Origin of the sequence: Chitinophaga niabensis, from assembly GCF_039545795.1 — a bacterium.
Classification (GTDB): Bacteria; Bacteroidota; Bacteroidia; order Chitinophagales; family Chitinophagaceae; genus Chitinophaga; species Chitinophaga niabensis_B.
On the sequence record NZ_CP154260.1, the window covers coordinates 1,343,959 to 1,359,838 of the forward strand.

Annotated in this window: 16 protein-coding genes; 6 read left to right on the plus strand and 10 right to left on the minus strand. The window is 43.4% G+C overall.

What is annotated here, in order from left to right; genetic code table 11:
* Positions 1-9 precede the first annotated feature (9 nt).
* The 3 genes from AAHN97_RS05640 to AAHN97_RS05650 all read right to left on the minus strand — a co-directional run bounded on the left by AAHN97_RS05640 (position 10) and on the right by AAHN97_RS05650 (position 2,477).
* The gene (locus tag AAHN97_RS05640) at positions 10-1,182 is read right to left on the minus strand and encodes a FecR family protein (RefSeq protein WP_343306581.1); all 1,173 of its coding nucleotides are present in this window, start codon (positions 1,180-1,182) and stop codon (positions 10-12) included.
* Positions 1,183-1,230: 48 nt separating this feature from the next.
* On the minus strand, positions 1,231-1,830 hold the full coding sequence (locus AAHN97_RS05645) for an RNA polymerase sigma factor (RefSeq protein ID WP_343308266.1): 600 nt from the start codon (positions 1,828-1,830) through the stop codon (positions 1,231-1,233).
* A 146-nt stretch (positions 1,831-1,976) separates the two neighbouring features.
* The gene (locus AAHN97_RS05650) at positions 1,977-2,477 is read right to left on the minus strand and encodes an OmpH family outer membrane protein (protein ID WP_343306582.1); all 501 of its coding nucleotides are present in this window, start codon (positions 2,475-2,477) and stop codon (positions 1,977-1,979) included.
* A 222-nt stretch (positions 2,478-2,699) separates the two neighbouring features.
* Here AAHN97_RS05650 and AAHN97_RS05655 point away from each other — a divergent pair, with 222 nt between their 5' ends.
* From AAHN97_RS05655 to AAHN97_RS05670, 4 genes are all read left to right on the plus strand, one after another.
* Positions 2,700-3,587, plus strand: coding sequence for a hypothetical protein (locus tag AAHN97_RS05655; RefSeq protein WP_343306583.1), 888 nt, complete (start codon positions 2,700-2,702; stop codon positions 3,585-3,587).
* A gap of 98 nt (positions 3,588-3,685) precedes the next feature.
* Complete coding sequence (katG, locus tag AAHN97_RS05660) at positions 3,686-5,950, plus strand: catalase/peroxidase HPI (protein ID WP_343306584.1); 2,265 nt, start codon at positions 3,686-3,688, stop codon at positions 5,948-5,950.
* A 160-nt stretch (positions 5,951-6,110) separates the two neighbouring features.
* The gene (locus tag AAHN97_RS05665) at positions 6,111-6,677 is read left to right on the plus strand and encodes a DUF4256 domain-containing protein (RefSeq protein ID WP_343306585.1); all 567 of its coding nucleotides are present in this window, start codon (positions 6,111-6,113) and stop codon (positions 6,675-6,677) included.
* A gap of 85 nt (positions 6,678-6,762) precedes the next feature.
* Complete coding sequence (locus tag AAHN97_RS05670) at positions 6,763-8,523, plus strand: sulfatase family protein (RefSeq protein ID WP_343306586.1); 1,761 nt, start codon at positions 6,763-6,765, stop codon at positions 8,521-8,523.
* Here AAHN97_RS05670 and AAHN97_RS05675 read toward each other — a convergent pair.
* Both AAHN97_RS05675 and AAHN97_RS05680 read right to left on the minus strand, forming a co-directional pair.
* Positions 8,520-8,846, minus strand: coding sequence for a DMT family transporter (locus AAHN97_RS05675; protein WP_343306587.1), 327 nt, complete (start codon positions 8,844-8,846; stop codon positions 8,520-8,522). The genes AAHN97_RS05670 and AAHN97_RS05675 overlap by 4 nt on opposite strands.
* Positions 8,847-8,911: 65 nt before the next feature.
* Complete coding sequence (locus AAHN97_RS05680; RefSeq protein WP_343306588.1) at positions 8,912-9,478, minus strand: Crp/Fnr family transcriptional regulator; 567 nt, start codon at positions 9,476-9,478, stop codon at positions 8,912-8,914.
* A gap of 136 nt (positions 9,479-9,614) precedes the next feature.
* Between AAHN97_RS05680 and AAHN97_RS05685 the strand changes: the two genes are divergently transcribed.
* The gene (locus tag AAHN97_RS05685; protein WP_343306589.1) at positions 9,615-10,100 is read left to right on the plus strand and encodes a hypothetical protein; all 486 of its coding nucleotides are present in this window, start codon (positions 9,615-9,617) and stop codon (positions 10,098-10,100) included.
* A gap of 55 nt (positions 10,101-10,155) precedes the next feature.
* On the opposite strand, the gene AAHN97_RS05690 is transcribed toward AAHN97_RS05685, so the two are convergent.
* The 4 genes from AAHN97_RS05690 to AAHN97_RS05705 all read right to left on the minus strand — a co-directional run bounded on the left by AAHN97_RS05690 (position 10,156) and on the right by AAHN97_RS05705 (position 12,663).
* Positions 10,156-10,833, minus strand: a complete 678-nt coding sequence (locus AAHN97_RS05690; RefSeq protein ID WP_343306590.1) for a hypothetical protein — start codon at positions 10,831-10,833, stop codon at positions 10,156-10,158.
* A 182-nt stretch (positions 10,834-11,015) separates the two neighbouring features.
* Positions 11,016-11,447 carry an LIC_13387 family protein gene (locus AAHN97_RS05695; RefSeq protein WP_343306591.1) on the minus strand — a complete coding sequence of 144 codons (432 nt, stop codon included), beginning with the start codon at positions 11,445-11,447 and terminating at the stop codon, positions 11,016-11,018.
* Between the two features lie 36 nt (positions 11,448-11,483).
* Complete coding sequence (locus tag AAHN97_RS05700) at positions 11,484-11,843, minus strand: DUF6463 family protein (RefSeq protein ID WP_343306592.1); 360 nt, start codon at positions 11,841-11,843, stop codon at positions 11,484-11,486.
* 73 nt (positions 11,844-11,916) lie between these two features.
* Entirely contained in the window at positions 11,917-12,663 is a 747-nt protein-coding gene (locus AAHN97_RS05705; RefSeq protein ID WP_343306593.1) for an AraC family transcriptional regulator, read from the minus strand.
* Positions 12,664-12,873: 210 nt separating this feature from the next.
* Between AAHN97_RS05705 and AAHN97_RS05710 the strand changes: the two genes are divergently transcribed.
* Entirely contained in the window at positions 12,874-13,626 is a 753-nt protein-coding gene (locus AAHN97_RS05710) for a hypothetical protein (RefSeq protein WP_343306594.1), read from the plus strand.
* A gap of 229 nt (positions 13,627-13,855) precedes the next feature.
* Here the strand turns inward: AAHN97_RS05710 and AAHN97_RS05715 are convergent, their stop codons facing one another.
* Positions 13,856-15,631 carry a serine hydrolase gene (locus tag AAHN97_RS05715; protein WP_343306595.1) on the minus strand — a complete coding sequence of 592 codons (1,776 nt, stop codon included), beginning with the start codon at positions 15,629-15,631 and terminating at the stop codon, positions 13,856-13,858.
* Positions 15,632-15,880 lie beyond the last annotated feature (249 nt).

Genomic DNA, 15,880 nt, shown 5'->3' on the forward strand with positions numbered 1-15,880 from the left:
ATATTCTGATCATTCACCGGGAGCGATGATCACTTTATTCCCCTCCAGCCTGAAACGAAGCCCCATTGTATTTAATACAGCGAGTGCCTGCGGGAGGCCTGCATCCCTTTTTATTTCACCGCTGAGTACAATAGCAGGGATACTGCCTTCGTACACCACTTCTATTTCGTACCACCTTGCCAGCTGGCGCATTACATCATCCAGCCTGGTGTGGTCAAAACGGAAAACACCGTTCTTCCAGGCAATAGCCTGGTCTATATCTGCATGATCAACTACTTTCATCTGCTGTTGGCTGATCAACGCCTGTTGACCGGGATTCAGCACGGCAGATTGTGTTTGATGGGATATTTTAACACGCCCTTCCAGTAAAGTGGCATAGATCCCCGGATCATCCTTATACGCGCTGATATTAAAGTGGGTACCCAGTACCTCTACAGTGGCTTCGCCATCTATGTCTGCAATGAATGGTTTTTCCTGGTTCTGCGCTACTTCAAAGTATGCTTCGCCGGTTATCCTTACTTTTCTTTGCTGGTCAACGAAAGCAGTAGGATAAGTGATACTTGAACGGGCATTCAGCCAAACGTTTGTACCATCCGGTAATTGTACTCTGTATTGCTTTCCGTGTGGAGTAGAAAGCGTATGGTATTCCACTGCACCCGTGTTACCGGGGTAATTCAGCACACCGCCTTTGTTATTAATGACAAAACTTCCGTTTTGAATGATGTTGCCTTCAATACTGTCCAGGAATACTTCTTTACCATTAGCGAGCTTAAGTATAGTCCTGTTTGTACCAGCGAGTGGGCGGGTATCTTTCCTGATGCTGCCTGTATATATCACAATGGCGCTTGAAACCGCGATAATTAGTATAGCTGCTGCTGCATAACGTATCCATGGGCGGCGCTTTGCCGGCATAGAATGGACTACGGCCTGTTCTGCCGGTATCTCCTTGTTCACAGCGTCCAATAAGCCGGAGAGGATCCGTCTGCCGGCCTCTGCGGAGATTCCTGGTTTTTCAGCAAGCGACTGTTCATATACGGAATGCAGCAACTCTTCAATTCCTGCATTATCCTCAATTGAATTTTCCTTTAGCCATTCGAACAATGCCATGCCCTCTGCCTCCGATATGGAGCCATCCAGGTATTTTTGAAGCAGGTCTGTTTCGGGAATCTTTTTCAGCTCCATAATAGTAAGACTAACGAGTAAATGAAATGGGTGGATGAGCCGGGAAAATTATTTTAGCGACACTAAGAGCATCAACAGCGAAATATCACCATATTCCAGCAGGTACGCCTTGATCGACTTTACAGCCAGCGCCAGGTGCTGTTTTAGCGTATTACGGGAAATATTCATCAATGCAGCCGCTTCTTCATACGTTTTTCCCTGCTGACGGCAAAGGATAAAGGCTTCACGGCGTTGTACCGGCAGGTTTATGATCGCTTTCTGCAATAATTCTTCATATTGCCTGCTCTCAACGGCATCCATTAATGCCTGGTCATTTATATTCAATGAAACACGGTGCAGTACTTCGTCTCTGATGGTACTATATAAAGCGATCCGGTTTAACTGGGTAATGGCAATATTTCTGGCAAAGCGGTACAAGTAAGCCGAAAAGGACGATTTAATGTCCAGCTGCTCCCTTACTTCCCAGATCTTCAGGAAAACATCATGTACCAGGTCTTCGGTAAGTTTAGGGTTTTTGGTGAATTTAAGCAGGTAGTTATAAATGCCGCCATGGTAATGAAGATAGATAGCCGTAAATGCCTGCTGATCGCCAATGGCGAGCAGCTTCAGTAGTTCCGGTTCATTATTATGCTGAGAAATATCGTTCACCAATGGCTTATCACTTTATATTAGTTAGGTAGTAAAGTTAATATTAATTGCCAAATGGGGTAGTGTTCTTGTCCGGGTAACGGGCACTGATAAATAAAAAGCCTTCAGGGCTCAATGACCCTGAAGGCTTTTTATTGTTTTCGTTCCTATTTAATCCCCAGCTTCAGTTTGGCCGGGGCCATCAGGTCTTCACAGGTGGCTGCCACTATTATATCTTTTGAACTATCCAGCACGCAAACAAATCCTTTTTCTGCTGCCAGGTCAGCTACTGCTTTTTTAGCCTTTGCTATGATCGGGTCAGTAAGTGCCTGTTCACGGAGCGCCAGTTTTTGCTCCATGCGCATTTTATAGTCGTCAATACTTGTTTTAGCGGTTTCCAGTTCTTTTATCCTTATATCTCTGATATCCGGTTTCAGGGTAGGCTCCTCTTTTGTAAAAAGCGCCACCCTTTTCTGAAATTCTGTTACCAGTACCTGCCCGTCTTTATTGAGTTCCTGTTCATATAATTGCAGCGTATCAAGCGCCCGTTTAGTTTCCGGCATGCTGGAAATAAGTTGCTGCATATGGATGTAGGCAATTTTTGTTTGTGCATTAACATATGCAGTTGTTAACAGGAGTAATGCTGCGAGGGTAAAGTTTTTAAGCATAACATCAATTTTAAGGCATGAGATAATGCCGTAAGTTGAACATTGATATTAGAATAAAAAGTTAAGGGAACTTTAATGAAAAGTTAAAACGAAAATGTTATCTTTTGACAAACATGCTTCATGAAAATAACTCTATGTTTCGTTTTTATTTTAACCTCTCTACATGCACAATCTCAAAGCAAAGAACAATGGTTAGATAATTAGTTTCACGCCTGGGAACTGGTGGACCGTGAACTGCTGCTACTTCCTGCTGACAGGCCACCTGAAATGGTATTTTATGATGATACCTGGGTATATACTACTGCTGCTATTGCTGGTTCCGTCATGAACGGCCCGCGCATGTATGGAAAACCGCTGCAATGGAAGAAAAACCGGCACAGCGATACGCTGACATTACCGGATGGCCAGCGTGTACCGGTTGGTTTAATGAGTTTCGCTGCACCTGCTCCCGATGGAAGAAGTTTCTTTGTAATGGCAGTCCCTGCATTCTGGAAAGCAGCTGGTATTGAAAGCAGTGCATTTACGCTGGATAAAATGCTCACCGGCGTATTCCTGCATGAATTCACGCATACCAGGCAGCAAAAGAGTTTTGGGCACCTGGTGGATTCCATAGAACGTGTACATACCTTCAGGGAGGTATCCTTGTCTGATGATATTGTACAGGGCTATTTTAAAGCAGACAGTGATTATGTACAAAGCTTCCGGGAAGAGATAGATGCTTTTTATACTGCCGCTGCTGCAACAGACAAAAAAGAGGTAAAGGATGCTGTGAGGAAGGGACTTTCCTTACTGAAAGCAAGGCAGGCAAAATATTTTACAGGTAACAGAGAGATCCTGAAAACACTGGATGATATTTTCCTTTCCATGGAAGGGCTGGGGCAATACGTGGCGGTATACTGGCTGATGCATCCCCGGGGAGGCCGTGTGAACAGAGATACTGCTATCTCCGGCTTTCGCAGGAAACGTAACCAATGGTCACAGGAAGAAGGGCTGGCCATGTTCCTGGCGCTTACCAGGTTGAAGGAAAAGGATTGGGTGAAATATCAGTTCAACAAGAAGCCCCGTACAATTGTTGAATTATTGGAGCAGGAGAGTAGGGATAGATTTTAACTATCTAAATATCTATTAAATAGATTTTGATTATATTGTTGAAGTCATACTTTTATGATCCAAGCAATTGTCCATTCAATACCATAAAACTTATAACAATGGGAGAATCAAATGACATCAGTAAATGCCCGTTTCATAATGGGAGTATGAAGCAGAATGTAGGTGGTGGCGGAACCAGGAACCGTGATTGGTGGCCCAACCATTTAAAGTTAAGTATCCTGCGTCAGCACTCGTCCTTATCGGACCCGATGGATGAAGGTTTTAGTTATGCCGAAGCTTTTAAAAGCCTCGACCTGGCAGCAGTGAAGAAAGACCTTCATGCACTTATGACGGACTCGCAAGACTGGTGGCCTGCAGACTTCGGGCATTATGGCCCTTTGTTCATCCGCATGGCATGGCATAGTGCAGGTACCTATCGTGTAGGTGACGGTCGTGGTGGTGCCGGTGCAGGACAGCAACGTTTTGCTCCGCTTAACAGCTGGCCTGATAACGTGAGCCTTGATAAGGCGCGCAGATTACTCTGGCCTATCAAACAAAAGTATGGTAACAAGATCTCCTGGGCAGACCTGCTGATCCTTACCGGTAATGTGGCATTGGAATCAATGGGCTTTAAAACATTTGGTTTTGCCGGAGGGCGTGAAGATGTCTGGGAACCGGATGAAGATGTGTACTGGGGCTCAGAAACCACCTGGCTGGGTGGCGATCTGCGTTATGCGCATGGTTCCCATGGAGTGCCAAAAGAACATGGTGTAGTGTCGTCAGACGATGATGCAGATGGTAATGTGCATGGCCGTAACCTGGAGAAACCATTGGCTGCTGTACAGATGGGTTTGATCTATGTGAATCCTGAAGGCCCTGATGGCAACCCTGATCCTATTGCAGCCGCTAAAGATATCCGTGATACTTTCGGCCGCATGGCAATGAATGATGAAGAAACCGTGGCCCTGATAGCAGGAGGGCATAGCTTTGGTAAAACCCATGGTGCTGCTCCTTCTTCCCATGTGGGCAAGGAGCCTGAAGCTGCAGGCATGGAATTACAGGGCCTGGGCTGGAGCAACTCCTATGGCTCCGGTAAAGGTGCAGACACCATTACAAGCGGCCTTGAAGTAATATGGACAACCACGCCCACTAAATGGAGCAATAACTTCTTCGAAAACCTTTTCGGTTTTGAATGGAAGCTTTCTAAAAGCCCTGCCGGCGCTCATCAATGGGTAGCTAAAGATGCTCCGGCTATTGTTCCTGATGCGTTCGATAGTTCCAAAAAGCATGTACCTACTATGCTTACTACTGACCTCGCTTTAAGGTTTGACCCGGCTTACGAAAAAATATCCCGGCGCTTTTTAGAAAACCCCGATGCATTTGCAGATGCTTTTGCAAGGGCGTGGTTTAAACTGACACATCGTGATATGGGACCCCGTGCCCGTTACCTGGGGCCAGATGTACCGGAAGAAGTACTGATCTGGCAGGATCCGATCCCTGCGGTTGATCATGCATTGATAGACAGCAATGATATTGCAGCGCTGAAAGCTAAAGTACTGGCATCAGGTTTAAGCGTATCTGAATTGGTTTCCACAGCATGGGCTTCTGCTTCCACTTTCCGTGGTTCGGATAAACGTGGTGGAGCGAATGGAGCACGTATCCGCCTGGCTCCCCAGAAGTACTGGCTGGTAAATAATCCGCCGCAGCTGCAAAAAGTATTGGAGGTATTGGAAGGCATTCAGAAAGGATTTAACACAGGTGGCAAGAAGGTTTCACTGGCAGATCTGATTGTACTGGCTGGTTGTGCAGGTGTTGAAAAAGCGGCAAAAGATGCAGGTCATACCATCACAGTGCCATTTACACCTGGCCGTATGGATGCATCGCAGGAGCAGACGGATGTTGAATCAATGGGATTTTTAGAGCCTGCTGCTGATGGTTTCCGTAACTACCGCAAATCAAAACTGCAGGTATCCACTGAAGCGTTGCTGATAGATAAGGCACAATTGCTTACACTTACAGCACCTGAATTAACAGTACTGGTGGGTGGCCTGCGTGTGTTGAACACTAACTTTGATGGTTCTAACCACGGTGTTTTCACATCACGCCCCGGCCAGCTGACCAATGACTTCTTTGTAAACCTGCTGGATATGAGCACTGCATGGAAAGCAGTGTCTGATGCAAAAGAATTGTATGAAGGAACGGACCGTACTATCGGTGACATAAAATGGATAGGTAGCCGTGCAGACCTTGTGTTTGGTTCTAATTCAGAACTGAGAGCTATTGCAGAAGTCTATGGAAGTTCAGATGCGCAGGGTAAGTTTGTGAAGGACTTTGTGGCTGCCTGGAATAAAGTGATGAACCTGGACAGGTTTGATATAGCATAAGTTTTCATTAGGTAAACAAGCAAAGCCCCGATGATCCATCGGGGCTTTGCTTGTTTATGCGGATACAGCAGGATAGAAAAACGGAGAAACAATTGTCAGGTTTACACGTGATTTATTGATCCATGATGTTTATATTGTAGATAGGAATAAACCTTATTATATGAGCAAGATCAAAAAGAAGTTGTCAGCAGAACAAACTGCAGGGCTCCTCAAGATTTTGAAAGCCCGTTTTGAGAAAAACATGAAACGCCATACGGGCCTTTCATGGGCTAAAGTACAGGCAAAACTGGAAGCCAGTCCAGAGAAAATGTGGTCACTGGAAGAAATGGAAATAAGCGGTGGTGAGCCGGATGTAGTGGGATATGATAAAAAGAAAGATGCATTCATCTTTTATGATTGCTCCCCTGAAACTCCTAAAGGCCGCAGAAGCATTTGCTACGACCGGGAAGCACTGGATTCCAGGAAACAGCACAAACCGGCAGACAGCGCTATGGACATGGCTGCAGCTATGGGTATTGAAATGCTAACGGAAGAACAGTACCGGGAGTTGCAGCAACTGGGAGATTTTGATGCTAAAACATCCAGCTGGATTCAAACACCCGATGATATTCGTGAACTGGGTGGCGCGCTGTTCTGTGATTTCCGTTATGGCAAAGTTTTCGTGTATCATAACGGTGCGGATTCTTATTATGGTGTGAGGGGATTCCGTGGTTCGTTAAGCGTATAATTCTTTGTAAATGCTGTCTTTTCGTTTTATTGTTATGGCTTTTTTTGCCGGCTTATGTTCTTCTTATGCCCAAGACAAGCCCAACATGGTCATTTTCCTTACAGATGATCTGAACCAAATGGATGTTGGATGTTATGGCAATGCAGATGTGAGAACACCTAATATGGATTCGCTGGCTGCCGGCGGCATGCGGTTTAATAAAGCCTATGCCGTGGCCCCGATGTGCACGCCTTCAAGAAGTGCCATGTTTACAGGGCTTTACCCTTTCCGCAATGGCTCACAAATGAATCACTTTACGGTAAAGCCCAACACCGCTAACCTGCCACAGTTCCTGAAGAAACTGGGGTACCGGGTAGTGATTGCCGGTAAAACGGATGTTTTTCCGCTACATAATTTCCCTTTTGAAAGAATAGGTGAGGAGTTTGGCAAATATGCCCCCATTGAAAACCGGCTGGATAGAAAGAAGGAAACTGTGCAGATGATAGCGCAGCATTTCAGCGAGCATCCTGAGCAACCCATCTGCCTGATCGTGGCGCCATGGGTTCCGCATGTACCCTGGTTTCCGAACAGAGATTTTGATCCGGAGAAATTAAAAATGCCCAATTACCTGGCAGATACCAAAGCTACCCGCAAAGCATTGGCCGCGTATTATCAAAGTATAGGAGAGGCGGACAAAATGTTAGGGGAAGTAATGCAGGCAATAGATAGAGCGGGCCAGAAAAACAACACCATGTTTATGTTTATTGCTGATCAGGGCGCGCAATTCCCCTCAGCAAAATGGACCGTATATGATCAGGGCTTAAGAGTACCCATGATTGTGAGATGGCCCGGTAAAGTTAAAGCGGGCACTACTTCAGATGCGCTTGTATCACTGGTAGACCTGACGCCTACACTGGTGGACCTTGCCGGTGGAAAGAAGATGGAGGGACTGGATGGAGAATCGTTAAAAAATGTACTATTAAATAAGAAGAAAGACCACCATCAGTACATTTTCGCGGAAACGTCCATGGAACCTCATTTCTGGTACAACTATACACCTTCCCGTACTGTCATTAGCAATGACGGTTTCCATTATATCAGAAACTATCATCCCGGTGTTCGCTTTATTACCCATATAGATAAGGCCGGGCAGAATGAATTCTATTTTGATACCTGGGTGGCAGCTGCCGAAAATGATCCTAAGATCAGCTTTCTGCTCAACCGCTATAGCTATCGTCAGCCGGAAGAGTTGTATAATTTGGATACAGACCGTGATGAGTTTAAGAATCTCGTCTATAATCCCGTTTACAATAGTAAACTGATGGAGCTGGAAAAGTTGCTTGATAAGGAATTAAACAGGCTGGGCGAAACCAGTGAGATGATATCAGAAGGAACGCTGCCGGTTTTCTTTGATCAGAGCTATACCATCAGGCAGCAAAAAAGTGCATCAGATCTTTCTTTCAATAAAAAGAAATGGAACCCGGATGTATTGTTCATTACCGCCTATCTGAACGATATGGATAAAGGAGGTGTTGTTTGCGACTATTTTTCCAATTTCAGGCTGTATGCCTACCGCAACAAAATAGGCTTGAAACTGGCGGATGGTACTGAACTGGAAAGTGAAATGATCCCCGGAAAGCAGGGACAACTGGTATTAAAATTATCTTCACAAGGCGAACTGGAAGTAAAACTTAACCAGAAAACCATTTTGGTTAAAGCATTGAAGAAAGACCTTACTAAAATAAAAGGAGGATATGTGACCTGTGGTAAGATACAGGGAGAGGAGCTTGAGGGCAAGCTCCAATCCTATAACGGGCAGATCAGGGATCTGAGGTTTACGATGAATGATCTGTCCAGGGAGCCTTAGTGCGCCATTGATTTCAATCCAACAATGGATCCTATCAATGTTGCTATAAAGAATAACCGCCAGAAGTTCACACTTTCATGAAATACAAAGATACCCACCAGAACGGTGCCCACGGCACCTATACCTGTCCATACCGCATAAGCGGTTCCGAGCGGCAGGGTTTGGACTGCCTTCATCAGCAGCAGCATACTTGCCACCAGCGAAACCAGGAATGAGCCATACCAGAGATACATTTCTAGGCCTGTTGTTGTTTTGGCCTTTCCCAGGCTGGAGGTAAAGGCTACCTCAAATAAACCAGCGATAATTAAAATAATCCAATTCACGACTTATAGATTTTATACCTGCAAAGTTCGTGATAAGGGAGGCGGGAATAATTAACAAATGATAATTATTTAAGTTCAGACCGGATTCTGCTCAGGGATACCGGGGTTATTCCCAGATAAGAAGCTATATGTGCAAGTTGTACCCTTTGCAACAGGTCAGGGTTGTTGTTCATTAATTCTTTATAGCGTTCCAGCGCTGTCCTGCATTGCCTGGAAATAAACCGCTCTTCAACCTTTATCAATTCCTGTTCTGCGAACGTTCTTCCCCAATTGGCGATATGTATGTCCGTATTATACAAGGCCCTCAGATCCTCCGTTTGTATTTGATAGAGATCGCATGGTTCCAGTGATTCGATGGTTTCGTAGCCCTTTTGGTTTTCAACATAGTTCTTCATGGAGAGAACGGCATCCCCTTCTTTTCCGAACCAGAAGGTTATTTCTTCTTCTCCTTCCGGACTGGCATAGGCCCGCACTATTCCCTTCCTGATGAAATATACTTTTGGCGCTATCCTGTTCAGCTTAAACAGCACATGTGCTTTGGGATAAGTGATCTCATAGATCTTTTCCTTCAGCAGGGTCTTTGACTGTTCAGGCAGCGGGTATATATTGTCGAGTATGTTGTCCAGATCCATAGGACGAATATACCAAATAGGAGGCTTGAAGTAAGAAATTTCACAGTGGGAATTTACGGTTAGGGCTTATGTATTCAAATATAATTCTTAGCTTAATATATTTATAGGAAATTTTTGTGTTTTAACCCGCTTGAAAATGAAAACGGTAACCATAAAAAGAACGAGAGGTGATGTGCCAATGATGGTTCTCATTGCCATCCTGGCCCTGTTTCCGGGCTTGTATATCATGTCTGAAAACAGTCCTGCGGATCTTGCTTTTATCCTTGCTGCACTTTTTACGCTCTTAGTAGTTGTTATTGCGGTTTTTAGTTTCAGGGTGATCTTCAGATACCATAGTTCTTTGACCTTAACTACGGAAGGTGTGGCTTTTCAGGATAATCATAGGAAGAATGCTTCTGTAGTCTTTTTTTATAAATGGGAGGATATTAAGTCTTACCAATTGATAACGGAAACTGACAGGTATTATTCACATGAAACCAGTACTTACCATGAGAGTGATGTTCATTCAATTAGTTTGGCACTTGAAGACGGAAGTTCGAAACGTGTTTCCGTGGATAAGTTCTCTAAAAAGCCAGATGAAATTATGGAGCTGTTTGACTTGTATAAGAAGGGGAGTCACTAAATTCCCCATAAAAATAGAAACCGGGCAATGCGCGTAAGGCCTGCCCGGTGTACGATTATAATTTTATCGCCTTCAGGTAATCTACTTTGTAAGTAGCTTCCGCAGAAGCACCTTTTACAATTTCAAAGCCCACTTTATCCAGGGTAGTAATAGGACCAGCCTCCATGGTTGCTACCAGGGCATCGTTGATATAATACTGTAACTTACCCTCAGCCAGTGTAACCTTCAGCTTATTGGATTCATTCAATGCTCCTTTGATGTGCGGAGAAACTGTCCACTGAACCAGGTTGGTATTTGTGGCATTCACTTTCTGATATATCCGGAACTCTTTATCGCCCACCTGGAAGGCAAGGATGTAATTCTCATCGGCAACGGAAAAAAGAAGACCAGCTTTGTCGTACTCATGACCTTTAACATGAGTCTGCTTGATTTCAATAGCCTGCTTCGAGTGTGCGGCAGCAAAAACCTTTGTACTGGCCCATGTTTTATAAACAGCCGCAGCGGTACCACTATGGGTCAATACAAAATGGCCGTCCGCCACAGATTTTGTCACCGGGCCGCTGGTGCCTGGTTGCCAGATGGCAGTAACTCCATTGTCAAAATTGTCCTGGAATACTACATCTTCTTTTTTTGGATAATCGCCTTTGTCCTTACTGCAGGAAGAAGCCAGTAACGCACTCAATGTAAAAACTGCTAAAGAAAATTTGGGAAAACTGGCGTGAATTCGAGTCATACTAAAATGTGTGTTTTGAGTTAGGTTAATATTTAAATTAGACCCACGCACTGGACAACTTCAATGCCAGATTTTATAAAATGCATGAATAGGGTATGTTTTTGTGTGGAATAGTATAAAGAGAGGGAATAGGACCATCTGTTAGTCCGCGGTGACAGGGGATAACTAATACAAACCCACCCCTAAGCGTAGTGCTTAGATTGTTTAAATTGAATTAATGTAAATCCTGTAACGAATAATAATAATGGAATAGACATACTAATGATAAAACCTGTTATCATGTATTGATACCCTACCCATACAAAAAAAGCATTTGAAAGAATTGTCAACAGTAGTATAAAACGCTGGCTGATCAATAATTGAAAATGTTTTGCTGATAGGTACAGATTTATAGAACCTATAAAAATGAGACCGACACTAAACATTGCATTAAATCCTATCCACAGTTTCCAAATATTTCCGGCTTTAGTCATTTGTATGCTGGACGATTTAAGTTTTTCAACTAAATCTATGTTCTCGGGATGAAGATCTGTTGAAAAAAATGTACCCTGCAAATGCAGCAGTCCAAAAAACAATAAAATTGCTGAAGCTAATATTATACTGATCCTTGCCATTGTTAAGAATTAATATGTTTGTAGAATATGTCTATATCATTTCTGGAAAATGATAAAAAGCGCCAGTATCGCATAAAGATAGAACCCTGACAAAGGCTCCAGCAAACAACCTATTAGGGCAATACATAAAAGATAATAACCAAATCTCACAGGGATTTGCTTATCGGATACGGTTGTATAATGTTGTATGAAGCTCCCTGTAAATAACACAAAGAGCCCGTTTATCTGAAACCAGAAAAAGCCAAATCGCTCTACGTTTTGATCCGCCGTGTTTACCAGGCCGGAACGATACATATCCATTGCTGTCTGCCAGTTTACAAAGAACCCCAGCATCAGATGTAATACGCCCGTAATGATAATAATATTGCCAATGTGTTTGGTGATTAAAGTTCTCATTGTCTTATTTGCCGCAAAACTAGCATATCTATGAACTATACAGTTGGAGAAATGCGACAAAATGAAGGGAGGATTAAACTTTCTTAACCAGCGCGGAGGGTATCACACCGGCATATTTTTTTACTTCATTGCTAAGATGAGCGCGATCATAATAACCGAACTCCAGTGCAATCTCAAGAAGGTCTTTTTGGGGGTATTGCGAGATGATAACATCGTGCGCAGACTTATACCTGATAATATTGACGAATTCTTTGGGGCTCAGGCCAACATGATATTTAAAGCTTCTTTCCAGTTGCCTGATAGTAGTACAATGTTCACTGGCTAAATTTTGTATAGACACGTTCCCTTTTCTATTGATGATATTATTTACAACAGGCAGTAAAAAATGCTTAGGCTGCATCAACCTGCGCGACAAATGAAAATCAAATGCTGAAGGGATATCGTCGAATAAATCCCTGATTTCAGGGATAAAATGACTGTCCAGTTCTATAAAACGATTGGTGACGTCATGTAAAGATGCAAAAGAATAGAAATAGGAGAAAGCAGCGGGCTTAAAACGAATACCGACTAAGCGGGTACCTGGAAATGTTTCCCCCTCCATGGAATGGGTGATAGCACCTGCCAGATAAGCCTTTTCGCTTTTAAGTACCTCGTTTACGGTGCTGACATGGAACGCTTCTCCGAGATTGATGATGATATCAATACATCCGTCAGGAACGACCTTGTCCATAGAGAAAGCCCCGGCGTTGCCGGTGATATCCCAATATGCATCAATATATGATGACAGGTGGGAGTGTGGCTTAAATTCCTGGAGTACCATATTGGCAAAGATAACGTTTCAACGGCAACAGTTTTAACCAGTGGTTAGGCAGAAAGGTTGTTGAATGGGATTTTAAAGGGCAAAATCTACCCAAAACGGTAATTTGGCTGATTTCTTCCCTAAAATGTTGCTGTTACAATTATGCAAATAATGCTAATTTAGCTGTGTTGATGCAAGCGTTAGCAGTAATACCCAAAAAACATCACAATCATGATCTATAATATTTTAAACGGCGACTCTCTTGCTTACAGTTTCCCAGACACGAAAATTGAAGGAGATGTAATAGTTGTTAGAGAAGCTCTTATAGATGGAGATCTGTCAGGCGGCAATCTGCATGACTTTTGGCAATCAAGGGCAAAATATATAGGATTAACAGAAACGGAATACCATAATAAAGTGGTAAAAGAGTTTGAAAAAATAAGGAATGCGCCTGATAATTCAGTGTTTAATCTTTGGTTTGAGTATGACTTGTTTTGTCAGGTAAATATGTGGTTTGTTATTTCAGTTATCAGTAGTTTGCCCATAAAGAAAAACGTTTTTGCTGTTTATACTTCTTATTTAGACAAAGCCAATAAACAATTTTGGAATGGCTTTGGGCCAGCAAATTCAGATGAACTTAAAGTTTGTTATGCGAATAAAATTCCTTTAAGTGAAGCCGACCTAAATTTAGGGAAAGACTTGTGGGAAGCTTACAGAAATGGCAATCTTGAAGAGTTGACAGATCTTTCAAAGGATCAATCTTTAGCTTTTCCGTATATACAGGAAGCAGTAAAGGCGCATGTTGACCGTTTTCCAAAAGATGGCTCAAAAGGAAGACCTGAAAAAGTTATTGAAGACATCACAGAAAATATTTCTACTGACTTTCATGAAGTGCTCAAAGAGTTTTGGAGGAGAGAAAGCATTTATGGTTTTGGTGACACCCAATTAAAGCGTCTTTATGATAAAGTAATGCACGATCGCTAACTGTGCATTGGAATACGGGTATCTCAGCTATTAAATAGAAAAGCAAGCCTTGCAGACTTGCTTTTAAAAGTGAACCGGATTAGCTCCGAGGGAAGTGACTATGTTTTTGGTTTCGGACTTGATATTATCTTGTGGTACGTTTGTTTTGTTTTATCCACAGAAGGCGTGAAAAGCAAACACCAGGAACAAAGCATATACGTATGCATATTTGATAATTTTTTTATTGATTCTATAGTGAAAGCATCTCGCTTGCCTTTTTTATCACTGAACGGTCAAACCCCGCATTGCGGAAATATTCAAAATCATCTTTCAAACTTTTGCTTAACTCGCTCACAGTGTGCCCTGACTTTAAATATTGTCTATATAGCTCAATCGCTTTGGTGACATCGCCCTTAAAGAGATACGAGTGAGCTAAGTTTTTTACCAGCGACGAGTCTGAAGGCTCGCTGGCCAAACCCTTCGATAAAAAGCCAATCGCTTTGTCGTAATTTTTAGTCTCCAGCAAATGACGACCCAAAACACCCGATTGCCCGGGTCTCGGTTTCAGTGTATCTAAAGTGGTTATCCTTTGTCCAGTTGCACGCAGCCGACCATTAATCGTATTCGAATAACCGGTTACTGTCCCGGCGTTATCGAAAGTAAAAGTCTTTGTGCCCCCTAATTCGATATTGCGAAAATCGGTTGACGACGTAAAATACATTTTGCTGCTAATGCCATCGGTCCACAAGTAAAGTCCGTCTTTTTCTTTTTTTATTTCTGAAAAAAATCCGTCTAGTATATATTCGCCGATGTATTTTGAGATGAGCGTGTCGTTTACCGGCACAGTAGTTATTTGTTCAGGTTTTTTGAAACCAGCCCAATTGTATTCCAGTGCTATGCTGTTGATTAATTCCAGTAAAACGTAACCATCTTCGGAATTCACAAACAACGCCATTCCTTTCCCATTGGTGAGTCCGGCAAGGAAATAACCTGTGAATCCCTCGTTACTCGCCGAGTGAACAAAGTATTTCTCGCCATTCCTGTTCTGTATGAATGTGCCCAGAGCGATATCATTTTTGTAGGGCGTCAAATGCAGTTTGACCATTTCCTGGTTCAACACCTTTGATGATTTACCCTGGTAAGCCTGCTGCATTTCAATCATGTATTTGCATAGATCTGTAGGTGTAGTCCATAATCCAGCCGCTGATTTTTCCGGGTATACAAAATACTTACCCGGGACTTCATTGCCATTGGTTTTATATCCTGTTGCCAGATTTTTCCTTTGGCTGGCTGCAGGGGGCTGATTGAAAGAACTGTTGGTCATTCCCAGTGGCCGGAGCACATGCTCATACATGTATTGTTCATATGGCTGTTTCGTAAGATCGGTAAGTATTTGTTGCGTGATAAGGGTGCCTCCCCCGGAATAGCGGGGTCCCGTGCCTGGTTCCGCCACCGATCTTACGGCTTCCGTGTTCGACGGAGCCCGGCCATCTAAAATATCGGTGACCGATGCAATTGCACTATCGCGGTGGTAACCGGGGAAACCATGAACCCCCAGGCCTGCGGTGTGGCTGAGCAACTGGGCGGTTGTAATTTTCTTGCCATGGGACACAGTATCATAAGGGAATTTCCAGTTGCCCAGGTACTGGTTGATGTCCTGGTAAAGATCCAGCTTTCCCTGCTGCGCTAATTGCAAGATGCCAACGGCGTTTAGTGACTTACTGATCGATCCGGGTTCAAACATGGTACTGGTAGTTACTTTCCTGCCTTCTTTTTTGTCAGCAAAACCATACCCTTTGGCCCACACAATCTGGTAATTGTCGATAACGGCGACACTTAATCCCTGCACATTGTAGTGCTTCATTCTTTCGGTAAGGCTATATAGTTTACCGTCGATAATCAGGTTGCCCGATACGTTGGCTTCCACCCGGGAGATCTGTTCGTTTACGGCTTTGGAGTAATGCTGCTGTGCGGTGACTGCCGTAAGCCAATGGCACAAAAGGACTGCTAAACTGATTTTTTTCATAGTTAGCAAACCTATTTGTTCTTCTGCTGGTGTAGCCAGAAAGAGTGTAAAAAGTTTTGTAAAACAATGTAAACACTATGTAAAACGGGTTTACATTGGCCATTCATGCCTGGCTTAACCAGTAAGCGGGATGCTCTATCCAGCTAACTAAACACAAAAGCAAGCCTTACAGACTTGCTTTTAAAAAAGTGAACCGGATTGGATTCGAACCAATGACCTTCCCGCTCAAAAGCGGGATGTTCTATCCAG